This is a genomic window from Pseudomonas koreensis (genome assembly GCF_036668835.1).
Classification (GTDB): domain Bacteria; phylum Pseudomonadota; class Gammaproteobacteria; order Pseudomonadales; family Pseudomonadaceae; genus Aquipseudomonas; species Aquipseudomonas koreensis_I.
The window spans coordinates 30,276-52,885 of sequence record NZ_JAZEVW010000004.1; the positions used below are offsets into that span (position 1 = coordinate 30,276).

Annotated in this window: 18 protein-coding genes and 2 pseudogenes; 14 read left to right on the top strand and 6 right to left on the bottom strand. The window is 61.7% G+C overall.

The window, feature by feature from the left end:
• Positions 1-109: 109 nt before the first annotated feature.
• On the bottom strand, positions 110-1,006 hold the full coding sequence (locus V6F91_RS12960) for a PA4780 family RIO1-like protein kinase (RefSeq protein ID WP_090281144.1): 897 nt from the start codon (positions 1,004-1,006) through the stop codon (positions 110-112).
• A gap of 604 nt (positions 1,007-1,610) precedes the next feature.
• Between V6F91_RS12960 and V6F91_RS27415 the strand changes: the two are divergent.
• Both V6F91_RS27415 and V6F91_RS27420 read left to right on the top strand, forming a co-directional pair.
• Positions 1,611-2,543 (top strand): annotated as a pseudogene (locus V6F91_RS27415) (cache domain-containing protein); the annotation flags it as partial.
• A 258-nt stretch (positions 2,544-2,801) separates the two neighbouring features.
• Positions 2,802-3,401, top strand: a pseudogene (locus V6F91_RS27420) (methyl-accepting chemotaxis protein); the annotation flags it as partial.
• 254 nt (positions 3,402-3,655) lie between these two features.
• Here the strand turns inward: V6F91_RS27420 and V6F91_RS12970 are convergent.
• On the bottom strand, positions 3,656-4,933 hold the full coding sequence (locus tag V6F91_RS12970) for an acetyl-CoA C-acetyltransferase (protein WP_332764976.1): 1,278 nt from the start codon (positions 4,931-4,933) through the stop codon (positions 3,656-3,658).
• A gap of 258 nt (positions 4,934-5,191) precedes the next feature.
• Between V6F91_RS12970 and V6F91_RS12975 the strand changes: the two genes are divergently transcribed.
• The 4 genes from V6F91_RS12975 (at position 5,192) to V6F91_RS12990 (ending at position 11,084) form a co-directional block, all read left to right on the top strand.
• Positions 5,192-6,544 (top strand): 3-oxoacyl-ACP reductase, encoded by a 1,353-nt coding sequence (locus tag V6F91_RS12975; protein WP_332764978.1) that lies wholly within the window; start codon positions 5,192-5,194, stop codon positions 6,542-6,544.
• A 2-nt stretch (positions 6,545-6,546) separates the two neighbouring features.
• Entirely contained in the window at positions 6,547-7,401 is an 855-nt protein-coding gene (locus V6F91_RS12980) for a MaoC family dehydratase (RefSeq protein ID WP_332764980.1), read from the top strand.
• A 303-nt stretch (positions 7,402-7,704) separates the two neighbouring features.
• Positions 7,705-9,279 (top strand): collagen-like triple helix repeat-containing protein, encoded by a 1,575-nt coding sequence (locus V6F91_RS12985; RefSeq protein ID WP_332764982.1) that lies wholly within the window; start codon positions 7,705-7,707, stop codon positions 9,277-9,279.
• A gap of 134 nt (positions 9,280-9,413) precedes the next feature.
• The gene (locus V6F91_RS12990; RefSeq protein WP_332764984.1) at positions 9,414-11,084 is read left to right on the top strand and encodes a ShlB/FhaC/HecB family hemolysin secretion/activation protein; all 1,671 of its coding nucleotides are present in this window, start codon (positions 9,414-9,416) and stop codon (positions 11,082-11,084) included.
• A gap of 872 nt (positions 11,085-11,956) precedes the next feature.
• On the opposite strand, the gene V6F91_RS12995 is transcribed toward V6F91_RS12990, so the two are convergent.
• Entirely contained in the window at positions 11,957-12,358 is a 402-nt protein-coding gene (locus V6F91_RS12995; protein ID WP_332764986.1) for a response regulator, read from the bottom strand.
• Positions 12,359-12,429: 71 nt separating this feature from the next.
• Positions 12,430-12,636, bottom strand: a complete 207-nt coding sequence (locus V6F91_RS13000) for a Flp family type IVb pilin (protein WP_332765872.1) — start codon at positions 12,634-12,636, stop codon at positions 12,430-12,432.
• Positions 12,637-12,974: 338 nt separating this feature from the next.
• Here V6F91_RS13000 and cpaB point away from each other — a divergent pair, with 338 nt between their 5' ends.
• From cpaB to V6F91_RS13040, 8 genes are read left to right on the top strand one after another with little or no spacing between them, the layout of a single operon-like run.
• Positions 12,975-13,916, top strand: coding sequence for a Flp pilus assembly protein CpaB (gene cpaB / locus V6F91_RS13005; RefSeq protein WP_332764988.1), 942 nt, complete (start codon positions 12,975-12,977; stop codon positions 13,914-13,916).
• 20 nt (positions 13,917-13,936) lie between these two features.
• The gene (locus V6F91_RS13010; RefSeq protein WP_332764990.1) at positions 13,937-15,154 is read left to right on the top strand and encodes a type II and III secretion system protein family protein; all 1,218 of its coding nucleotides are present in this window, start codon (positions 13,937-13,939) and stop codon (positions 15,152-15,154) included.
• Positions 15,151-16,341: a pilus assembly protein gene (locus tag V6F91_RS13015; protein ID WP_332764992.1), complete on the top strand. Its 1,191-nt coding sequence runs from the start codon at positions 15,151-15,153 to the stop codon at positions 16,339-16,341. Before V6F91_RS13010 ends, V6F91_RS13015 begins: the two co-directional genes overlap by 4 nt.
• Positions 16,338-17,606 (top strand): CpaF family protein, encoded by a 1,269-nt coding sequence (locus V6F91_RS13020; protein WP_332764994.1) that lies wholly within the window; start codon positions 16,338-16,340, stop codon positions 17,604-17,606. The genes V6F91_RS13015 and V6F91_RS13020 overlap by 4 nt, the downstream gene beginning before the upstream one ends.
• Positions 17,607-17,624: 18 nt before the next feature.
• Positions 17,625-18,509 carry a type II secretion system F family protein gene (locus V6F91_RS13025; RefSeq protein WP_332764996.1) on the top strand — a complete coding sequence of 295 codons (885 nt, stop codon included), beginning with the start codon at positions 17,625-17,627 and terminating at the stop codon, positions 18,507-18,509.
• Position 18,510: 1 nt separating this feature from the next.
• Positions 18,511-19,395: a type II secretion system F family protein gene (locus tag V6F91_RS13030; protein WP_332764998.1), complete on the top strand. Its 885-nt coding sequence runs from the start codon at positions 18,511-18,513 to the stop codon at positions 19,393-19,395.
• A 23-nt stretch (positions 19,396-19,418) separates the two neighbouring features.
• Positions 19,419-20,141: a hypothetical protein gene (locus V6F91_RS13035; protein WP_332764999.1), complete on the top strand. Its 723-nt coding sequence runs from the start codon at positions 19,419-19,421 to the stop codon at positions 20,139-20,141.
• A 10-nt stretch (positions 20,142-20,151) separates the two neighbouring features.
• A complete protein-coding gene (locus V6F91_RS13040) occupies positions 20,152-20,424 on the top strand; it encodes a DUF3613 domain-containing protein (RefSeq protein WP_332765000.1) in 273 nt (90 codons plus the stop codon).
• Positions 20,425-21,177: 753 nt separating this feature from the next.
• Here V6F91_RS13040 and V6F91_RS13045 read toward each other — a convergent pair.
• Both V6F91_RS13045 and V6F91_RS13050 read right to left on the bottom strand, forming a co-directional pair.
• Positions 21,178-21,966 carry a response regulator transcription factor gene (locus V6F91_RS13045; RefSeq protein WP_332765002.1) on the bottom strand — a complete coding sequence of 263 codons (789 nt, stop codon included), beginning with the start codon at positions 21,964-21,966 and terminating at the stop codon, positions 21,178-21,180.
• 128 nt (positions 21,967-22,094) lie between these two features.
• A complete protein-coding gene (locus tag V6F91_RS13050; RefSeq protein ID WP_332765004.1) occupies positions 22,095-22,565 on the bottom strand; it encodes an A24 family peptidase in 471 nt (156 codons plus the stop codon).
• Positions 22,566-22,610 lie beyond the last annotated feature (45 nt).

Sequence of the window (22,610 nt, forward strand, 5' to 3'; positions counted from 1 at the left end):
CCCCAGACACCTCGGTCGGCCCCCTCTCCCTCTGGGAGAGGGCTGGGGTGAGGGTGCTTGTTGGAGTGAGACAAAAAACCCGGCCGAAGCCGGGTTTCCGTTCACGCGGTCACTGCATCCACGGCGGTGGAGGCGGTTCCTCGGACTTGCCTTTGGGCTCGTCGTCCGCCGCGCGAATGGCCTGCTTGCGTTCCTCGTCGAGGCGCGCCGCTTCGATCTCGCGCAGCACGCCGCCGACATCGGCCAGGTCTTCCGGATCATCGAACTCACCGGTCAGCACGCTGTTGGGGTGCAAGGTGCCGGCTTCGTACAGCGCCCACATTTCCTTGGCGTACTTGGTCTTCTTCAGCTCCGGGGCGAAGCGACCGAAGTACGAAGCCATGTTGCCAACGTCGCGCTCGAGCATGCTGAACGCGTGGTTGTTGCCGGCGGCGTCGACCGCTTGCGGCAGGTCGATGATCACCGGGCCGGTCGGGGTCAGCAGCACGTTGAACTCCGAGAGGTCACCGTGCACCAGACCGGTACACAACATCAGTACGATCTGCGAAATCAGGAACGCGTGATATTCGCGCGCCTGATCCGGCTCCAGCACCACGTCGTTCAGACGCGGCGCGGCGTCGCCGAACTCGTCGGCCACCAACTCCATCAACAGCACGCCGTCGAGGAAGTCATAGGGTTTGGGCACTCGTACGCCGGCACCGGCCAGACGGAACAGCGCCGCCACTTCGGCGTTCTGCCAGGCGTCTTCGGTCTCTTTGCGGCCGAACTTGGAGCCCTTGGCCATCGCGCGAGCCTGTCGGCTGTTGCGCACCTTGCGACCTTCCTGATACTCGGCCGCCTGGCGGAAACTGCGTTTGTTCGCCTCCTTGTAGACCTTTGCGCAACGTAACTGATTGCCGCAGCGCACCACATAAACAGCTGCTTCTTTACCACTCATCAGTGGGCGCAGCACTTCGTCGACCAGACCGTCCTCGATCAGGGGTTCAATGCGTTTTGGAGTCTTCATCAGCTTTTATTGTGGGTCCTTTATTACCAAACACGCGAATGTCACTCGTTATACGGCAATCCTCGCATCACGGGGAGGGGGTGCCGACCTGTGAACGTAGAGAATGCACACACTGTGCCGGATTACAGGGCCAACTCTGCGCTCGCGCATCGACCGATGCGAATCATAGCCGAGCCCGGCGTGTTTGTTGGCCGCCGTTTGCAAGGGCATTTGCGACAGAATCTGACATTGGCTGCCCGACGACCCTTCGGCAGATTTTTTCCGCGCCGCCTCAATTTCCCGTTTGCGCAGCCGAAGCCCTGAATGACAGAGGGATCTGTTCGACAATCGTTCCACAACAACCTGCGATGCCGCGCCCAGGGAAACGGGTGATCCACAACGTTTTCGGCTGCCAATAAACCACAAGTCATCTGCACTGCGTGGGCCTACAAGAAAATCTGGAGCGCGGATGAACATCAAACAGAAGTTGACGTGGGCGTTTGCAATCATCGCCTGCTTGCCGGTGGTGCTGGTCGCCACCCTCGTGGTGATGAACCTGCGCAGCGATGCCCGGGACAGTTTTGTCGACAGCAGCGGCCGCGAGATCCGTCAGGTCAGCAACGCCATGCAGTTGTTTTTTGACGGCATCAGCCAGAACGTCGATTACCTGGCGTCGCAACCGCTGATCAAGAACACCGACGACAGCCTCAAAACCTACATGAGCGCCAACGCCGAAACCATCCCGCAGGGCGAGATGGACAAAAAGGTCTTTGCGTTTCTGCAGGACCTGGGCAACGCCCACCCCGCTTACGCCTACGCGATTGTCGGCACCGCTGCCGGCGGTTATGTGTCGTGGCCGGACGATCCCAAGCTGAACAATTACGACCCGCGCCAGCGCCCATGGTACAAGGCCGCCCAGGCCAAGCCGGGCAAACCGTTTCGCACCGCGGCTTATTACTGGGCGCAGGACGATGCCACCTACGTCAGCACCGTGCGCACCATCGACAACAAACTCGGCAGCAATGGCGGTGTGGTCAGCATCGACGTGACGCTCAAGCAGCTCACTGAAATCGTCAAGCAGATCAAACTGGGTGACAGCGGTTACCTGATGCTGCTGGAAAACAGCGGCACGGTGCTGGTCGATCCGAAACAGCCGGAACACAACTTCAAGCCGCTCGACAGCCTCGGCGAGGGTTATGCGCAACTGGCCAAGGCCGGCAAAGGGCTGGTGGAAGTCGAACTCAATGGCGAACGCTACATGGCCAACGTCTGGCCATCGGAGCAACTGGGCTGGACTTTTGTCGGCCTGATCAAGCAGAGCGATGTGATGAGTTCTGCCACACAACTGACCTGGTTGATCGCAATCATTGCCGCCGTGCTCGCGGTGCTGTTCGCCGTGGTCGGTGCCAGTTTCGCCAGCCTCATCGTGCGGCCGATCCGCAGCGTCGCCAGTGGCCTGGAAGGCATCGCCCAGGGCGAAGGCGACCTGACCAAAAACCTCGATATCCGTGGCAGCGATGAAACCGCGCAACTGGCCAACTGGTTCAACCAGTTCCTGACGGCGATCCGCAGCCTGATCCAGCACATCGGCGGCGCGGCGGGAAAAATTCTCGCCACCTCGCAAAGCTCGACTCAGGTCTCCAGTGACATGGCCGAAGCGGCCGGGCGTCAGCGCGAAGCGGTCGATATGGTGTCGACGGCCTTCCATGAAATGGTCGCCACCGCCAACGAAGTCGCGCGCTCATGCAGTCAAGCGGCGGACTCGGCCGACAGCGGCCAGCGTCAGGCGCGGCAGGGCCAGCAACAGATCGACGCGGCGGTGCACAGCGTCGATCAGTTAAGCCAGGAACTCGAGCAATCGGCGCAGTCGATGCAGCAACTGGAGCGCGACAGCAACGACATCCAGTCGATCCTCGGCACCATCCGCTCGATCGCCGAACAGACCAACCTGCTGGCGCTCAACGCCGCCATCGAGGCTGCGCGTGCCGGTGAACAGGGTCGCGGTTTTGCCGTGGTCGCCGACGAGGTCCGCGCGCTGGCCAAACGCACCGCGGATTCGACGGCAGAGATCGACGGTTTGCTCGGCAATCTGGCCAAGCGCACCAGCCAGGTCACCCAACAGATGCACGCCAGCCTGAAGGTTTCGCAGCAATCGGTAACGCGCATCGGCGAGGCACGGGAAAGTTTCGGGCAGATCCGCGAATCGGTCGACGTGATCCGCGACATGAACACGCAGATCGCCACGGCCGCGGAAGAACAGCATCAAGTAGCTGAGGACATCAATCGGCACATCAGCCAGATTCATGGGGATGCGCAGTTGGTGGCGGAACTGGCTAATTCGGCGAGGATGGATTCGCAGAGTCTGGCGGGGTTGTCGAATGAGCTGGATGGGTTGGTTCGTCGGTTTCGGACCTGAGATTGTGGCGGTCCTAAAAGCCCCCTCATCGGAACGCCGCCCGCCCAGCCCTCTCCCAAAGGGAGAGGGGGCCGACCGCGGTGTCTGGCGTTTTACATCGACCTGAAATAACGGGTTGATTATGAATTGTAAAAATCCACCGGCTCGGTCGGTTTCGGATTCAACGCTGCTCGTTCAAGTCGGCGTATCTCGCCAGTATCCCCCAATCAGTCCCCTCTCCCCCCGGGAGAGGGTTAGGGTGAGGGAGAGCTCTTTCAGCGTTCAACAATGGCAGTCACGCCCTGCCCACCCGCCGCACAAATCGAAATCAACCCGCGCCCCTTCCCCGCCGCATCCAGCAACTTCGCCAGGTTCGCCACAATCCGCCCACCCGTTGCAGCAAACGGATGCCCCGCCGCCAGCGAGCTGCCCTTCACATTCAGCCGGCTGCGGTCGATCGAGCCCAGCGGTGCGTCGAGGCCCAGGCGGGTCTTGCAGTAGTCGGGATCTTCCCAGGCCTTGAGCGTGCACAGCACTTGCGCCGCGAACGCTTCATGGATTTCGTAGTAATCGAAGTCCTGCAAGGTCAGGCCGTTGCGCGCCAGCAAACGCGGCACCGCGTACACCGGGGCCATCAACAGGCCTTCGGCGCCGTTGACGAAGTCCACCGCTGCCGCTTCGCCGTCGCGCAAATAAGCGAGGATCGGCAGCCCCCGTTCCTTGGCCCATTCTTCGCTGCCCAGCAGCACCACCGAGGCGCCATCGGTCAGCGGCGTGGAGTTGCCTGCGGTCAACGTTCCTTTCGCGCTTTTTTCGAAGGCCGGTTTCAGGCTGGCGAGTTTATCCAGGGTCAGGTCCGGGCGCAGATTGTTGTCGCGGGTCAGGCCGAGGAACGGTGTCATCAGGTCGTTGTGCCAGCCTTCGCTGTAGGACGCGGCGAGTTTGTGATGGCTTTCGAGGGCCAGTTGGTCCTGTTCTTCACGGGGGATCTGCCAGGTCTGCGCCATCAATTCACAGTGCTGCCCCATCGACAGACCGGTGCGTGGCTCGCCGTTGCGCGGGAAATCCGGAATCAGATGCTGAGGCCGCAACTGCAGAAGGGTCTTCAGTTTGTCGCCAGTGCTCTTGGCGCGGTTGGCTTGCAGGAGAATCTTGCGCAGGCCTTCGCTGACGCTGATCGGCGCGTCCGAGGTGGTATCCACGCCGCCAGCGATGCCGCAGTCGATCTGACCGAGGGCGATCTTGTTCGCCACCAGGATCGCCGCCTCCAGACCGGTGCCGCAGGCTTGCTGGATGTCGTAGGCCGGGGTGGCCGGTGACAGGCGCGAGCCGAGCACGCATTCGCGGGTCAGGTTCATATCCCGTGACAATTTCAGCACCGCGCCCGCTACGACCTCGCCGATGCGCTGGCCGTGCAGGTTGTAGCGTTCGATCAGGCCTTCGAGGGCGGCGGTGAGCATGGCCTGATTGCTGGCCGTGGCGTACGGTCCGTTGGAGCGGGCGAAGGGGATACGGTTACCGCCGATGATCGCGACGCGGCGCAGCTGGGTCATGAATAACTCCTTTTCAAAATAATTGAATTCGATGCGGTCCCCTGTGGGAGCGAGCCTGCTCGCGAAGAGGCCGGCACAGTCAGCATTTTCAGCGACTGATAAACCGCCTTCGCGAGCAGGCTCGCTCCCACGAGTCCCGCGTTCCCCTGCAAGACCTGCTAAACCTCAATGTTGCAGCGTAGGCCTTATTGCGCTGATCGAACGATTGATTGCCCTCGGCAGTCCACACTTTGAACCCCAACTTCTGGAGAGCGTTCCATGTCTGACCGCTATATCGACTTCGCCAACTCGTCCCTCGGCCATCGTCTGGTCGGGGCGTTGGGCCTGCCGTCGCCGGTGCGGCTGGAACGCTGGCAGGCCGGGCGCCTGCGGCCGGTCGAGGGCGCGCTGCTGATCGGTGGCGGGCCGCTGGTCGAGCGCATCAGCATATTCGCCAATCGCTTGACCGATGGCATCTACCGCTACGGCGAACAACCGGCGAGCGCCAGCGAATGGATTCCGGGTCATGGGCCGAAACTCAAAGCGGTGGTGTTCGATGCCAGCGCGTTGCAGCACACCGACCAGCTCAAACAATTGCGCGAATTTTTCCAGCCGTTGCTGAAGAACCTCGAACACAGTGCACATCTGGTCATTCTTGGCCGCGCGCCGGAAACCCTCAGCGATCCGTTCGCGGCGAGTGCGCAGCGTGCACTGGAAGGTTTTTCCCGTTCGCTGGCCAAGGAGCTGCGTAGCGGCGGCACACTGCAACTGATCTATGTGGGCGAAGGCGCCGAAGATCAGCTGGAAGGCCCGCTGCGGTTTTTCCTCTCGCCGAAAAGCGCGTTCATCTCCGGCCAGGTGATTCGCCTCAGCCCCTGCGCCACGCCGGTCAGCGACTGGACGCGACCTCTGGCCGGACGTAAAGCGCTGGTCACCGGCGCGGCGCGCGGCATCGGCGCATCGATTGCCGAAACCCTCGCTCGCGATGGTGCCGAAGTAATTCTGCTCGACGTGCCGCCAGCCAGGTCCGATCTGGAAGCCCTCGCCGCTCGCCTCGGCGGACGTAGCATCACCTTGGATATCTGCGCTGAAGACGCTGCCGCGCAACTGATCGGACAGTTGCCGGACGGCCTCGACATTCTGGTGCACAACGCCGGGATCACCCGCGACAAGACCCTGGCCAACATGACCCCGGAGTTCTGGGACGCGGTGCTGGCGGTCAACCTCAATGCCCCGCAAGTGCTGACCAAGGCCCTGCTCGACAGCGGCACCCTGCGCGACAACGCGCGAGTGGTTCTGCTCGCCTCGATCAGTGGCATCGCCGGTAACCGCGGGCAAACCAACTATGCCGCGAGCAAGGCCGGGCTGATCGGTCTCGCGCAAGCCTGGGCGCCAACGCTGCTGCCCCGCGGCATCAGTATCAACGCCGTGGCACCGGGCTTTATCGAGACGCAAATGACCGCACACATTCCCTTCGGCCTGCGCGAGGCCGGGCGCCGCATGAGTTCGCTGGGCCAGGGCGGCTTACCGCAGGATGTCGCCGAAGCGGTGGCGTGGCTGGCGCAACCGGGCAGCGGCGCGTTCACCGGGCAGGCGCTGCGGGTCTGCGGACAAAGCGTTCTGGGGGCCTAGGCATGAGCATCGAATGGCACACGCTGGACCGCGAACCGAGCCTGCCCGCGCTGTATGCCAGGGCGGCGACACGGCGCAAGATCACCGGCACGCAATTGCCCGACCGAGGACTGCGCTGCTGGGTCGACATCGAAGGCAAACGTCTGGCGGGGTATCGCAAGGTCTGCGGCTTCACCGATGACGGTCTGCTGCCACCGACGTATCCGCACGTCCTCGCCTTCGCCTTGCAGATGCGGTTGCTGACTGACAACGAATTCCCGTTCCCGCTGCTCGGGCTGGTTCACTTGAGCAACCGTATTCGCGTGCTGCGACCGCTGGGCGCGATCAGCCGGGCGCAGGTCAGCGTACGCGTGCACAATCTGCAAGCGCACGCCAAAGGCGCAACGTTCGATCTGTTGACCACACTGGATGATCAGCTCGGGCCGTTGTGGGAGGCGCAGAGTCAGATGCTGTGTCGTGGGGTGAAACTCGACGGCGAGCCCGGCGAGCAAATCTGGCAACCCGCGCAAGCCCTGTTGGAGGTAGCACACTGGCAAGCGCCGGCGGACATCGGCCGGCAGTACGCGAAAGTGTCCGGCGACTACAACCCGATCCACCTGAGCACCGCCAGCGCAAAACTGTTCGGTTTCCCCACCGCCATCGCCCACGGTTTGTGGAACAAGGCGCGCACGCTGGCGGCACTGTCAGAGCATTTGCCCAAAGCCAATCTGGAAATCGCTGTGCATTTTCGCAAACCGGTGCGCCTGCCGAGCGAAGTGACCTTGCTGGCGAGTGCGCCGGGGTCCTGCGGCGAATTGCGACTGGTCGGTGTCGGAGATCTGGAGCACATGGTTGGCCAGTGGCAGCCGATTGCCTGAGCGGATCGAGCGGTAAAAACCGTTAATTGTGTATATATAACTTAAGTTTTTCGCCCGTCACTCCCCACTGTTCAAAAAGTCGAAGCCTTGATTTTCAGGGCTTTTTTTTGTGCGTCTATTACCGCGGTATTAGTCCTTAGGCAGTGCGCTGCGGCACTTGTATAAAGGCGTTAATACCAACTTGAGAATGGTGCGAAATCACCCATCGACTGAGATTAGAGCCATGGACGAGGCATCGCCGACAGCAGAACGGCGGGCCATCGAAGGCAACGTAATGTTGTGACAGGTGCAGGAATCTCAATCATGAAAACTCAAGACGTGTGGTGCAAATCGGCAATCGCTCTGGCTCTGGTACTTTCTCTCGGTCTCACCGGCTGCAGCAGCGGCGGTGGCGGCCACCACAGCAGCTCGGGCAGTTCGGGCGGTGCGGCGGCGGATGGCACGGCTGGCACCGACGGCTCCGGTGGCACAGGCGGCACTGCTGGCGGTGGTGATACCGCAGGCACCGGCGGCACCGGCGGTACTGGTGGTGGAACCGGTGGTACTGGTGGAACCGGCGGCGGCACCGATCCGACCAACCCGACTGCCCCTACCAATCCGACCAACCCGACCACACCCTCGCTTGTCACCACCACGCTGGTGCAGGATGTCGGCAAAACCGTCAGCGGTGTCGGCGATGGCGTCGGCAAGATCGGCGATTCCCTGAGCAGCGTTCCAGTGGCTGGCGGCATCGTACAAAGTGTGGCCAACACGACGGGCAATGTGGTCAGCACCCTGGGTGATGGCGTCAGCAACGGCATCGGCAAACTGGCCACCGATCCAAAAGGCCTGACCACTACCGTGGCCTCGGTCGGCGGCGTGGTGTCGGATGTTGGCGACGGTGTCTCGGACCTGAGCGGCAAACTGGCGAGCGCCACCAGCAGCGTGCCGGTGGTGGGCGGCGTGGTCACCAAAGTGGCCCCGGTACTCGACGGAGTCGGGGTGAAAGTCACCATGCTCGGCGACACCCTCAACACCACCCTGAGCAACGGCCCGACCAGCCAGCTGACCAATAAAGTCGGCAGCGGCCTGGTTCCGGTGATCGCCATGGTGGAAAGCACCACCGATAAACTCGGCGATGCCACCGGCCTTGGCGATCCGCTCAAAGGCCTGGTGTCGCAAGTGGGCGGCGCGGTGAACTCCCTAGGCGGTAAAGTGACGGGCGCTGGAAGCGGCAATGCGCTGACCAACACGCTGGGCGGTGCGCTGAGCAACACCGGCACGGCGGTCGGCAAAGCCGGTGGTCTGGTGTCCAACGGCACCGGTTCGGGCACTGGCGGTGGTCTCGGGGGTGGTCTGGGTGGCGGCCTCGGTGGCACCGGCCTGCTGCAGACTGTCGGCGGTGCGGTGGCCAACGTCGGCACGGGTCTCAATGCTGGCAACACCAATGGCGTGGTCAGTGCCGGTGGTGTGACCGCTGGCGGTCTGGGCAACACCATCGCTTCGCTCAACACGGTGCTCGGTGGTTCGGGGACTCCGATCACCGCTACGACATCACCACTGGCTACGGTGGGGGCTGCGGTCGGCGCAGGCCTGAACCCGGTCACCAGCGCCGTCACCAGCGTCACTCAACAGGTCGGCGCCGCCACTGGCCTCGGCTCACCGGTGACAGGCCTCACCGGCCAGGTCGGTGGCGCGGTCAGCAGTCTCGGCAACACCATCGCCGCGACCAACAATCCGGTCACCACAGCGGTCGGTGGTCTGGTCACTAACGTCGGCGGCACCGTGGCGGCAGTCGGTGGCCTGGTCAACGGCGGCACTGCCACTGGCGGCACCACTGGCGGTCTGGGCGGGGTACTCGGTGGTCTGACCGGCACTCTGGGAGGCAACAAACGCTAAATTGCACCTGGCCGATTCGACGGCCTCACCTACAGCGCCTACGCTTGGTTGAGGGCGGAAGATTCCCACGAGTCTTCCGCCTTTTTTCTAAGGAAAATTCAGTCCAGCGCTGTGATCTGACCATGGAGTGTCCTATGCGCGTAATGGCATCCCTGCTGCTGCTCAGCCTCACCTCCACCGCCTTCGCCGACACCCTGCCCAGCTTTCTCAACAGCAACGAAACCATCCGCAACCTGCCCCAGCCGAACCTGCCGGCCGACGCCTATCGCCCGAGCGCCACGCCGCTACAAGTGCCGGACCCCGGTGCGACTGCCGCGCAGCCCTTGCTGATGGAAACCAAAGTCAACCTGAAGACCGTACAGATCGAAGGCGGCACGATCTATCCGCTCAACGAACTGGCCGAAGTCTACAAACCGCTGATTGGTCGGCAGACCAGCCTCGCCGACCTGATCGAAGTCACGCGCAACATCACCCGTCGCTATCAACAGGACGGCTACCTGCTGTCCTACGCTTTTTTGCCGCAACAGAACTTCAACGACGGCGTCGCCCGGGTAGTGCTGGTGGAGGGCTATGTGCGCGATATCCAGATGCAGGGCGACGTCGGCCGGGTCAAAGGCCTGCTCGACAAACTGGCGGCGAAAATCCAGGCCGAACGTCCGCTGACCCGCAAGACCTTCGAGCGCTACACCACGCTGATGACGCGCATCCCCGGCGTGACGATCCAGGCCCAGGTGCCGCCTCCGGGCACCACCGATGGCGCCACCACGCTGATCGCCCAGGCCAGCCGCAAACCGTTCACCAGCACCCTGAGCACCACCGAAGACAACCGCAACGGCCCCCAGGCCCTGCTCGGCGTCAGCAGCAATTCGCAGACGTCGCTGGGCGAGCAATTGAGCCTCAGCGGCCTGTTTCCACCGGGCGATGACAAAGAGCATTACTACCGACTCGACTACAGCCAGTTCCTCGACAGCGAAGGCACACAACTGAACCTCTCGGCCTCTCGCTACCGCGCCGATCCCGACACCGAAGTGCTGGTCAATGGCGGCGGACGACTCAGTACCCATCGCGAAAACGACCGCTACTCGATCGGTTTCAGCATGCCGCTGATCGCCTCCGCCAACGAACTGCTGACCGCCGGCTCACGCCTCTATGCGGTCGACGACAAGACCCGCTACGACGGCATCAACTTCCCGTTCAGCACCGAGTTGCGCACCGACGTACGCGCCCTCGCCTTCGAAGGCGACTGGCGCAAGGCCGACGCCCGCCAACTGCGCATCCTCAGCGCCGGCGTCTACCAAGGCTTCGACAGCCTCGGCGCGCACACCAACTACGACGACATCGACCTGGACTTCTTCCGCGTACGTCTGTCTGGCGTGCAGAGCGATAAATTCCTCGACAACTGGCAAGGCGTCCTCTCGGCCGCGCTGTACTGGAGCGACGACACGCTGCCCGACAGCGAACGCGCGGTATTCGGCGGCCAGAATTTCGGCCGCGGCTACCCCGACGACCAGGCCTCCGGCGACAAGGGCTGGGGCGTGGCGTACGAGGTCAACTACAGCTTCAACCGCGCCGGCAACTGGCTACGCATCCTGCAACCGTACGTCGTACTCGACCGCTCACGCAGCTGGTTCAACCAATTGCCGGTGCAAGCCAACAACCTGTCCTCGACCGCCATCGGGCTAAGGTTTGGCGACGCCAGGTACTACAACATATCGCTGGAAGTGGCCAAGGCCATGTCCGATGAAGCGCTGGACACGTTGAATCGCAAACCGCGGTATAGCGTTAGTTTCAGTTATCAGTTGTAGGGGGAGAGGATGTTCGCGAGAGGGGGCAGAGGCGAAAACTGTTTTGGCTGACCTGCCGTATTCGCGAGCAGGCTCGCTCCCACAAATGGAGTGGGTGGGTTCTGGAAAATATCGGGCGGCTGTGAGGACGCCATCGCGAGCAGGCTCACTCCTACAATTGGACTGTGTGCTTTTTCAGTTAGAGGTTAGGTGGCTGTGAGGCCGCTATCGCTGGCAAGCCAGCTCCCACAGGTTTTGCGCTGATTTCATGATCGGTGCGTGAGCAGTGGGAGGCAGCCTGCTGGCGATGAACGCGGTGATCTCGCGGATCAGGCCTGGTAGCCAAAAGCCGACCCTCACCCTAGCCCTCTCCCGGAGGGAGAGGGGACTGACCGAGGTGGATGTGAGGGATACGCCGACGTGAAATACCGAGTCGTACACGATTTCAAAGCCAACGCAGATCGGCTCCCTCTCCAGGGGGAGAGGGCTGGGGTGAGGGGCGAATAAACCACAAATCCCAAGCCGAACAACCGCTTCTAACCACTCAACAATGAGCGTTAGCTCGAGTGCTTTTGATCTTGCCTAACCAGCGACATCGGAAGGCTGAGTGGAGGGATTGATCCGGGCGTGGGAGCGCAGCGACCGTCTGGCGCAGCCAGACACAGCGGACGTAGGTGCAGCGCAGCAAACCGTAGCCGCTGCGCCCGGACCGATCCCGGAGCGAAGGGACCCGAGCCTGCGAGGGCCGAACGCAGGAGCAAAGCCTTTTGGTTCCTTTTTGGCGTCTGAAAAAGGGACTCGCCGTAAGGGCGAAACCGCCAGCCGCAACCCCCAAAAAAACGGATATACACCCAAAACCAACCAAAGCCCGGTCGGCCCACAGGCCGCCGCGTTCACCTCCCCCGAACCTTGGGAAACAAATTATCCAAAGTCTCAAAAAGCCGAACGTGATAAATCGGCTTGCGAAACAGATCCAGCACCTGCAACCGCAACATATCGCTGACATCCTCCATATCCGCATGCCCCGACATCACAATCACCGGCAAATGTTCCCGAGAAGTATGCTCACGCAAGCGCCGGATCAGCGACATCCCCGACTCCTCCGGCATGCGCAGATCAGTAATCACCAAAGCAATATCCGGATGCCGGGTCAGATGATGCAACGCCAGCTTCACCGACGTCGCGGTATGACAGACAAAACCCTCCCCCTCCAGCAACTCCGCCAACTCCAGCAACGCGTCCTCTTCATCGTCAACCAGAAGCAACTGTTGACGGGGCATAGGGAAGGAAGTCATGGGCGATCCCTGAAAACGGAAAGTAAACCGGAGTGTAGCCCGAGATCAGCCAACGGCGACCAACGCCGCGTTCAAGGTGTTGGCCGAGCCACAGCGGTCCCACCCAAAGTGGTCAGCACGTTGTTAAAGATCGCCAGCACCCGGTCGCCCAATGGGGTAACAAACGCCACAACCACCACCGCGACCATCGCCACGACAATCGCATATTCGATCGCCGAAGCACCCTCCTCGCTCTTGAACAACAAACGGGCCTTGGCCATCAGATATTCCAGATTCATGCCCAACATACGCCTGCTCCTTCGCGCCTCTGGCGCCGACATCACCACCGCGGCAAGGTTCCACCGTGCAACCTGAGCATTGTCAACAAACCCCCGCCCAACAACTGTAAGAACGGATTAATCACAAAGCATTAATCCTCCTCTCTCCAAGCCATTTCCTGCTGTTAATTGGCCAAGGCCCATACTTTAGTGGGTTATTTGCCTGTCATTAATGGCGCTTTTGTGTGGATCAGCTAGCGTGCAAATAGCGAAATAGTTGCATGTTCACAGCTGCCGGACTGGGAATTTCTCTCGTTAGCAAGTGCGATGGGTAGTGCAGCAGGAAAGGGAGAGCCGTCATGAACAGTCGCGTCACCATGGCCCTTGCCGCCATTCTTTTGCTGGGTGCCATTTTTGTCGGTTATTGGGGGCTGGTCCTCAGTCGACAGCCAGCCCCCGTCGCGCAAGCACCGATCGCCCCGGCGGTCAGCGTTGAAAACACTGTCGCGACCGCCGAAGACCAGACTCGTCAACCGGTGGTGGTGCTGCTGCACGATGTGCCGCCCTTCACCGCGCTGACGGCGACAGATGTGACAGTGGAAAAATTGCGCAGCGCACCGGCCGGTAGCTTGAGCAGTGTCGATCAGGCCATCGGTCGCACACCCTGGCGTTCCTTGAGCGCGGGCACCTGGCTCAACGATGAAAGTTTCAGCGCCGGCGGCACGCTGGCGCGGATGATCCGCAGCGATGAGCGCGCGCTGACCGTGGCAGTTGACGAAGTGATTGGCGCGGCCGGGCAATTGCTGCCGGGCGATTACGTCGATGTGTTGCTGTATCTGCGTCAGGACGCCAGCAACCCACAACAGTCGGCGCAGATAGTCCTGCCGGCGATGCGCGTGCTCGGCGTTGGTGAGCAGTACGGCCTGACCAACGACGGCCAACCGGCCACACCGGCGCTCAGCGCCGAAGACAGATTCAAACAGGATCAACGCCGACTCGCTGCGCGCACCGTGGTGCTCGCGGTGCCGCAGCAACTGCTCAGCCGCCTGATGCTCGCCACCCAGGCCGGCACCTTGCGCCTGGCCGTGCGCAGCAGCGAAGAACAACGTCTGGCCCGATATTGGGCCGGCGAACAACAGTCCTCCGCGCACCTCGACAACGCCAATAGTCAACTTTTCCAGTTCACTCAACTGGCCATGGGCGCCGCCGCGAAAGCGCCATCCGGCGTCGGGCCCGCCGGTAGCGCACGCCCGCCAGTGGAAATCATCCGTGGCAATCAGCTCAGCCAACAAAACCCATGACAGCACAAGGATCCAGGTGCATGCAGAGTCGTTGCAGGTCGACAGGGAAACACATGCTCCGCGTCTTGATGGTGATGGGATTGTCGACGGGTGCGGCATCAGCGGCCGTTGGCAGTTGCTCGACCCTCGGCCGGTTGCCGCCGGTGATCGAGATCGGCGAAGGCTTTCAGCAGGATGTGCAGTCGCCCGTGGCGATCACCCGTCTGGCGATCGGCGATCCGAAAATCGCCGACGTGCACGCCAACGGCAGTTCGTCATTCTTGCTCACCGGCGTGACGCCCGGTGCTACCAGCCTGATGGTCTGGACGGCCTGTTCAAGTGAGCCGCGCCAGAGCATGGTGTTTGTGCAAGGCGCCGCCACTGCGGCGATGACCGGCAGCCTGCCTTCAGACGATCCAAGCCTGCCGTCACAGGTGCAAACAGATATTCGTTTTGTCGAAGTCAGCCGGACCAAACTCAAGGAAGCCACCGCCTCGCTGATCGGCACGCGCGGCAATTTTCTTTTCGGCTCTCCCGGCACCCTGCCGCCGATTGACGGGGTGCCGCAGCCACGCCTGCCGGTGGATAACTCGCTGTTCAATTTCTCGTGGGTCGGCGGCAAGACCATGGCAATCATCAATGCGCTGGAAACCAGTGGCTTTGCCTACACCCTCGCCCGCCCGAGTCTGGTGGCGCTGAACGGGCAGAGCGCGAGCTTTCTTGCTGGCGGTGAAATCCCGATTCCAGTGCCCAGTTCCGGAAGCGACAACGTGTCGATCGAGTACAAGGAATTCGGCATCCGCCTGACCCTGACGCCGACCATCATCGGCCGCGATCGCATCGCCCTGAAGGTCGCCCCGGAAGTCAGCGAACTGGACTTCGCCAACGCGGTGAACATCGCCGGCACCACTGTGCCCGCGCTGACCATCCGTCGCACCGACACCAGCGTGTCGCTGGGCGATGGCGAAAGTTTTGTGATCAGCGGTTTGATCAGCACCACCAACAGCTCGCAGGTGAACAAGTTTCCCGGCCTGGGCGACATCCCGGTGCTCGGTGCGTTTTTCAAAGGCTCGCAGATCAAGCGCGAAGAGCGCGAGCTGCTGATGATCGTCACGCCGCATCTGGTGCAGCCACTGGCGGCGGACGCGCAATTGCCGTCGTTGCCGGGAGAAAAACTGCGCAACTACGACCCGAATTTCTACCGCATGTTTTTCCTTGAGAACGGCAATTTCGACAAGCGCAGCGGGTTATCGCAATGAGCCAGAACCTCAGCCAGACCTTCCTCGCCATCACCCGCAACAGCACTGACCTGGAGTGGCTGCAAGGTGCGCTCGCGCCGCTCGGCCAAGTGGTCAGCGCCGGTGGCGGCAGCCTCGACGAATTGCTGGCACTGGTCGACGTCACGTTCGCCAGCCTGGTGTTTGTCGGTCTCGATCGTGAACATGTGGTCGCGCAGAGTGCACTCATCGAAGGCGCGCTGGAGGCCAAACCGATGCTGGCAATCGTTGCCCTCGGCGACGGCATGGACAATCAGCTTGTGCTCAATGCCATGCGCGCCGGCGCGCGGGATTTTGTCGCCTACGGCTCGCGCTCCAGTGAGGTCGCCGGGCTGGTGCGGCGCTTGAGCAAACGCCTGCCGCCAGTGGCGCCGAACACGCAACTGGGCGGGCTGACGGTGATGTACGGGGTGCAGAGCAGTTCTGACGGCGCGCTGTTGGCCAACCACATGGCGCTGGTGGTGCAAAAAAGCGGTCAGCAAACCTTGCTGCTCGACCTCGGTCTGCCGCGCGGTGACAGCCTGGCCCTGCTCGGGCTGGAGAGTTCGTTTCATTTTGGCGATGCCTTGCGCCACTTGCGCCGGCTCGACGCGACACTGATCGACAGCGCCTTCACCAGCACCGAAGCCGGCCTGCGCATCCTCGCCTATGCAAGCAATGACGAGCCGCTGGAAAACACCAGCGCCGCCGAGCTGTACATGTTGCTCAGCGCCCTGCGTCAGCATTTCCAGCACATCGTCGTGAACCTCACCGGGCAGAGCGACAGCGAAGCGCTGCGCACCTTTGTCAGCCACTGCGACAAGTTGCTCTGGTACACCGACCAAAACATCCTCAACTGTCGGCGCAACCTCGCCGTGCTCAATCTGTGGCGCGAAAAAGGCATGAAGCTCGACCACGGTCGCTTGTTGATTGACCGCTACCTGAGCAGCGTCGCGCCGAACGCGGAAACCCTCGGCAAGACCTTCAACCTCGAAGTGATTGCCACCCTCGCCCTGACCCCGGAAGTGCGCCTGAACGCAAAAAACCAGGGCGTCAGCCTGTTCGAACTGGCCCCGCGCGAGAAACTCACGCAGAACCTGCGCGCCCTCGGCGAGCGCTTGGCGAAACGCTCCGAGGGTCTGACGAAAACCAAAGTCACCTGGTTCGACCGCTTGCGAGGCAGCTCATGAGCACAGAAAAACTGTTCGGCGCCGCCCCGCGCACTGGCAACGGCAACAGCGATCACGAAGGCCTGAAACTGGTGCTGCATCGCTACATCATCGATGCCCTCGAGGAGTCGGGAAAAAACCTGCTGGAAGGCTCGCGGCAGCAGCTCGCGCAATTCGTCACTGACAAGGTCGCCGAGTACATCGCCCGTCTGCACCTGGCGATTTCCCGCTATGAAATGGAGCGGCTGGCGGAAGAAATCGTCGACGAACTCACCGGTTTCGGCCCGCTGGAAGTGCTGCTGCGCGACCCATCGGTGACCGAGATTCTGGTCAACGGCCCGCATCGGGTATTCATCGAACGCGACGGCGTGCTGCATCAAAGCGATTTGCGTTTTATCGATGCACATCACGTCGAACGGGTCATGCAGCGGATTCTGGCGCCGCTCGGGAGGCGCCTCGATGAGTCTTCGCCGATGGTCGATGCGCGTCTGCCCGATGGCAGTCGAGTCAATGCGATCATTCCGCCGATCGCCCTCGACGGGCCGTGTCTGTCGATTCGCAAATTTCGCAAGGACATGCTCAAGAGCAGCGACCTGATGGCGATGCAGACCATCGACCTGGCGATCTTCGAGTTTTTTCAGAACGCGGTCGGCAAGCGCTGCAACATCCTCATCAGCGGCGGCACCGGCACCGGCAAGACCACGCTGCTGAACATTCTCAGCCAGTTGATCAACCCCCACGAACGTCTGGTGACCATTGAGGACGTCGCCGAATTGCAGCTCGGCCACCCGCATGTGGTGCGTCTGGAAACCCGTCCGCCAAATGCCGAAGGGCATGGTGAAGTGAAGGCCAGCGACCTGATTCGCAACGCCCTGCGCATGCGCCCGGACCGGATCATCCTCGGCGAGATTCGCGGCGTTGAAGTGGTCGATGTGCTCACCGCGATGAACACCGGCCATGACGGTTCGATGAGTACCGTGCACGCCAACAATGCTCAGGATGCGTTGCTGCGCCTGGAAACCCTGGTCGGTCTGACCGGCCGTTCGATCGCCGAACGCACTCTGCGTCAGATGATCTGCGCCGCCCTCGACGTGATCATCCAGCTGACACGTATGCCCGACGGGCGCCGCTGCGTCAGCGAAGTGGTTGAGGTGGTCGGCATTCGCGAAGACGTCTACGTCACCAACACCCTGTTCCGCCTCGATCGCCGCACAGGTTTTGGCTTTCTGCGCGAAGCAGTGAATCCGGCCGGCGACAAATTGCGTTTTGATGCGCATCCGGTCTGATGGCGAGGAGCTGCGAACATGTGGGCACCGCTGATTCTGGTCCTCGTCTGCCTGACCCTGCTGGGGCTGGCGATCCGCCTGTTCCTGCAAGGCCTGCGCAAGACCGCCACGGAAAAAGTCCTCAACCGGCTGGCGGCCGGGCAACCGCACCTGGCTGTGGAAAAACCGTTCTGGGTCGGGCTGGAGCGGATGTTTCTGCGCGCCGGACTGGGTCGCCCGACCGAGCGTTTCGGCCTGTGGCTGAGTCTGTGGGCAGTGGCCGTGGGCTTGGGTTATGTGCTCGCCGACTGGATCGGCCTGCTGCTGATGGTGGTCGTGCCGCCACTGGCGTTGCGGCTGTACATCGCCTTTCTGTACCAGCGGCGGATCAAGCGCATGATCGAGCAACTGCCGCAACTGCTCGATCACACCGTGCGCAGCCTGAAATCCGGACGCACCCTGAGCGACGCGGTGATGGGCAGCATCGACGCCAGCGACGACCCGCTGAAAGAGGCCATGGGCCGGGTGCAGCGCAACGTGCAATTGGGCGTGAATCTGCCCGACGCCGTCAGCGATTTTGCCGAGCTGTATGAACAGGACGAACTGCGCATGTTCGCTCTGGGCCTCAAGGTCAATCACCGCTACGGCGGCAATGCCAGCGAGCTGCTGGAGAACTTGATCAAACTGATACGCGAACGTGATCAAGGCGCGCGGCAACTGCGCGCCCTGACCGGCGAAACACGCATGACCGCCTGGGTGCTCGGCGCATTGCCGCTGCTGTTGGTGAGTTACTTCATGCTGACCAATCCCGGTTACATGCTGGGCATGTGGAATGATACGGGCGGGCGGCAGATGTTGATCAGCGCCGCCGCGTTGCAAGTGGTCGGCAGCCTGGCGCTGTGGCGCATGTTGCGGAGCGTCTGAGATGATCTGGCTCGCGGCACTCATGCTGCTGCTTGGCGCGCTGTTGCTGGTGATCAATCACCTGCTGGTCGAGCGGCGCCGGGTGCGGCAGGTCAACCAGCGCCTGCAAGGACAACTGGTGCGCGAAAACCGTTTCGGCAGTTGGCTGCGCGCAGTCGGCAGCAGCCGCTTCGGCCAGCGCTCGGTGAGCATCGACAGCGAAACCCAGACCCTGCTCAACCGCCTCGGCTGGCGCCGTGCCAGCGAGCGCTCGTTGTACGCCGCCTGCCAGATCGGCACGCCGTTGCTGACTTTGGTCCTGGCGATCTTTCTGCAGCAAGTGTTCTTCCCCCAGGCCGGCAATCGCTGGATCGTACCGATGCTCGCCACCGGCGGCGGTTATCTGCTGCCCAAACGCGTGCTCGCCTACGCCGCGGCTCGACGCCAGCGCACCCTCGCCGTGGAGATATCCACCTTCATTCCGCTGCTGCGCATCCTCTTCGAATCCGGCATGGCGGTGGAGCAGGCACTGCGCGTACTGAGCAGCGAAGCGCAAAAACTGCTGCCGGAACTGACCAGCGAACTGCACCTGATTCTGGCGCGGGTCGACAGCGGACTGGAACTCGGCCAGGAGCTGCACAAAGCGGCGGTGATGCTCGCCGTCGACGAGTTCAGCGATACCTGTGTGATCCTCGAACAATTGATTCACCAGGGCGGCGGCGCGATGAAATCGCTGCTGGCGCTCAAGCAACTGCTGGATGACCGACGCCTGACCCGCCTGCAGGAATACATCTCCAAAATGTCGGCAAAAATGTCGGTGGTGATGATGCTGTTTCTGTTTCCGGCCTTGCTGATCGTCCTTGCCGGCCCGGGCTTCACCGCGATTGCCCGGGCGTTCGCAAACTGACCTCGGCTCATGGAGAGCGTTTGATGAAAATACTGATAGTCATGGCAAGTCTGCTGCTGCTCGGCGGTTGCGCCACCGACGGCCAGGCACCGTGGACGGCGCTGCTGTCACCGAGCAGTTGCAGCAAGATGACCCAGGAGCAGGAACTGGCGCTGAATCTGGCGGACGATCTGGCCAACGACGGCAAACTGCACGCCAGCCTGGCCAACCTGCAAAGCCTGCCGGACAACCTCAGCGAAGTGCGCCTGCGCAAAGCCAAGGTCTACCGCCTGCTCGGTCGCAGCGAGGCGGAGCCGTTATATCGCAGCCTGCTCGGCGGCTGCCTGACCGCCCAGGCCGAACATGGCCTGGGCCAGCTCTACGCCGCCCGCAGCGACTACGGCCAGGCCCAGGCCCACCTGCAACGCGCCGCCCGACTCGCACCCACCGACGAGAAAATCCGCAACGACCTCGGCGTGGTCTACCTCAATCAATTGCGCCTCAACGACGCGCGTTTCGAATTTCTCACCGCCATCGAACTCAAGCAGAACAACGAATTGGCGACACTGAACATGGTCACCCTGCTGCTGTACCAGAACGACTGGCCGCAAGCCGCCGAGATCGTCAGCCGCGCCAAACTGACCCCGGAACAATTCACCCAGGCCCAACAACGCGCAGAACAACTCAAAGCACCGGCCAAAGCCAGACCCACCACCGGCAACCAGGTCGCCGCCGTGGCCGATCCACTGCCGCCGGCCCTCAAATAAGGAGACAGCCATGCATCCCCTCAAAGGCCTGTGCTACCTGACCCTGCTCACCCTGCCCCTCAGCGCCCCCGCCATCGACGCCGGCCCCGCCTCGGCGCAACAACAGGAAACCGAAGGCTGGCTGCTCCTGCAAAGCCGCAACAAAGTCGCCTCACCAAAACCGCAAACAGCTACCGCCACCGAACGCGACCTCGCCATGCAGCGCTGGTTGAAAAAGTACAAATACGAGATCCCGGATTTTTATGACCCGGATGCGGGTGGGAAGGTCGAGACCAAGAATTAGTGAGGTGGTGAGCTTGCGGACGCTATCGCGAGCAGGCTCGCTCCTACATTTGGATTGGGTGTGTTCAGTCAGTACTCGAGTTTTGAAAATCAAAAGCCCCTCACCCTAACCCTCTCCCGGAAGGAGAGGGGACTGACCGCGGGGGATGCGAGAGCTTCGCCGACTTGGGATATCGAGTCGTACTCGAGTTTTGAGAATCAAAAGCCCCTCACCCTAGCCCTCTCCCGGAGGGAGAGGGGACTGACCGGGGTGGATGCGAGCGCTACGCCGACCTGAAATACCAAGTCGAACACAAGTTTTGAACGGCACACCAATCGGCTCCCTCTCCAGAGGGAGAGGGCTGGGGTGAGGGGCGAATCCACCGTAAATCCCAAGCCGAACAACCGCTTTTCACCACTCAACAATGAGCGTTAGCTCGCGTGCTCTTGATCTTGATCTTGACTAACCAGCGACATCGGAAGGCTGAGCGCAGGGATTGATCCGGGCGTGGGAGCGCAGCGACCGTCTGGCGCAGCCAGACACAGCGGACGTAGGTGCAGCGAAGCAAACCGTAGCCGCTGCGCCCGGATCGATCCCGGAGCGAAGGAACCCGAGCCTGCGAGGGCCGAACGCAGGAGCAAAGCCTTTTGGTTCCTTTTTGGCGTCTGAAAAAGGGACTCGCCGTAAGGGCGAAACCGCCAGCCGCCACACCCCAAAAAACGGATATACACCCAAAAACAACCAAAGCCTGGTCGGCCCAGAGGCCGCCAAGGGTCAATGCGCCGTAACCCGCTGCCGCAACGCCGAACCACTGGGCGCCAAGGCCAACGCCAACTGCGTACGATTATGCATATGTGTCAACCGCAACACCTGCGACACATACAGCTTCACCGTGTTCTCGGTAATCCCCAACTCACAGGCAATCTGATAATTGGTCTGCCCCTTGCCCACCAATCGCGCCACATCGAGCTGACGTGGCGACAACTGACTGAACAGCGCCGGCGTCTCCTGCGCCTCGCCCCCGTCAGGCTCACCGCCCGCCCCATCGCGAGCCACCACTACCGGATTGCGCCTCACCTTGTCCAGATCCTGATAAAGATCGTCGATCGACTCCGACAGAAACTGTAACTTCTGATTCAGATGACCCAAGTGCAGATTCTTCTGACGCTCCTGCAGCGCCGCTTCCTGACGCTGCACGCCCTCAAGCAACTCATCCAGATTGATAGGCTTCTGATAGTAATCGGCAATCCCGGCACGCAACGCCTTGATCACATCCTGCTTGTCGGCACGCCCGGTGAGCATGATCGCCTCGAACGCACGATGCTTGCCTGCCAGCCGCTGCAACTCCTGAATCAACTGAATGCCATCCATGTCCGGCATGTGCAGATCGCTCAGCACCAGGCCAATCCCGGCGTCCTCACTGAATCGCTCGATCGCCTGCAGACTGGATTGGCAGGGCACACAGCGGTAACCGCTGCTTTCCAGAAATTCGCACAGTTCCTCGACCACCAATGGCTGATCGTCGACCACGAGGATTTTCACCGTAGACGTAAGCTTGTTCACGTGCCACTCCATTGCCCTGGGCCAAAGCTGACCATTCCTGTACTGCCAGCTTTCAGCGGTATAACCCGTTCCAGTTGAAAGTAGACCTACTTTCCGACTATGTACATAGGACTAGTGGCGCTTGGCGATCAATCAATCCATGGCAAAACAGACAGGGCACCGACCAGCACGAACGGTGCAAATGGCAGCTTTTTTGACTTGTCTGGCGCCAGATATCGCAAACGTTCTCTAAGCCGTTGACTTATATGGAGCCAGAGTCTTGGCGCCAGCAGAAGCCAGACCACGCTGGCGATGCCCGCGCCGATAAACACCCCAAGGATAAACAGACCGTTTGTCGCAAGGCCCAGAGCTGTCATTAATTTCACATCAGCGGCGCCCATGCGCCCAATGAAAAAACCCGGCAATGTCAGCGCGAGTGCAATCAGAACCGCCCAACCGCCCTGCCCTGCTTCCGCACCCAGCCAGGTGGTGCCGGTTGCCAGCAGATAAACCAGCGCCAACACAGCAGCCCCCAAAGTGAGCATGTTGGCGATGCGTCGGTGACGCGCATCTTGCGCGGCGCACAACACCAGCCAGAGCAACAGGATAAGACTGTGCATTCGCTAAAAGCCGTCCATTTTTGCTGAATGATTCTATGCTGATAC

Coding starts and splice junctions, on each gene's coding strand:
- V6F91_RS12960 (WP_090281144.1), bottom strand. CDS start 1,006: ATGAAGACTCCAAAACGCATTGAACCCCTGATCGAGGACGGTCTGGTC.
- V6F91_RS12970 (WP_332764976.1), bottom strand. CDS start 4,933: ATGACCCAGCTGCGCCGCGTCGCGATCATCGGCGGTAACCGTATCCCC.
- V6F91_RS12975 (WP_332764978.1), top strand. CDS start 5,192: ATGTCTGACCGCTATATCGACTTCGCCAACTCGTCCCTCGGCCATCGT.
- V6F91_RS12980 (WP_332764980.1), top strand. CDS start 6,547: ATGAGCATCGAATGGCACACGCTGGACCGCGAACCGAGCCTGCCCGCG.
- V6F91_RS12985 (WP_332764982.1), top strand. CDS start 7,705: ATGAAAACTCAAGACGTGTGGTGCAAATCGGCAATCGCTCTGGCTCTG.
- V6F91_RS12990 (WP_332764984.1), top strand. CDS start 9,414: ATGCGCGTAATGGCATCCCTGCTGCTGCTCAGCCTCACCTCCACCGCC.
- V6F91_RS12995 (WP_332764986.1), bottom strand. CDS start 12,358: ATGACTTCCTTCCCTATGCCCCGTCAACAGTTGCTTCTGGTTGACGAT.
- V6F91_RS13000 (WP_332765872.1), bottom strand. CDS start 12,636: ATGAATCTGGAATATCTGATGGCCAAGGCCCGTTTGTTGTTCAAGAGC.
- cpaB (WP_332764988.1), top strand. CDS start 12,975: ATGAACAGTCGCGTCACCATGGCCCTTGCCGCCATTCTTTTGCTGGGT.
- V6F91_RS13010 (WP_332764990.1), top strand. CDS start 13,937: ATGCAGAGTCGTTGCAGGTCGACAGGGAAACACATGCTCCGCGTCTTG.
- V6F91_RS13015 (WP_332764992.1), top strand. CDS start 15,151: ATGAGCCAGAACCTCAGCCAGACCTTCCTCGCCATCACCCGCAACAGC.
- V6F91_RS13020 (WP_332764994.1), top strand. CDS start 16,338: ATGAGCACAGAAAAACTGTTCGGCGCCGCCCCGCGCACTGGCAACGGC.
- V6F91_RS13025 (WP_332764996.1), top strand. CDS start 17,625: ATGTGGGCACCGCTGATTCTGGTCCTCGTCTGCCTGACCCTGCTGGGG.
- V6F91_RS13030 (WP_332764998.1), top strand. CDS start 18,511: ATGATCTGGCTCGCGGCACTCATGCTGCTGCTTGGCGCGCTGTTGCTG.
- V6F91_RS13035 (WP_332764999.1), top strand. CDS start 19,419: ATGAAAATACTGATAGTCATGGCAAGTCTGCTGCTGCTCGGCGGTTGC.
- V6F91_RS13040 (WP_332765000.1), top strand. CDS start 20,152: ATGCATCCCCTCAAAGGCCTGTGCTACCTGACCCTGCTCACCCTGCCC.
- V6F91_RS13050 (WP_332765004.1), bottom strand. CDS start 22,565: ATGCACAGTCTTATCCTGTTGCTCTGGCTGGTGTTGTGCGCCGCGCAA.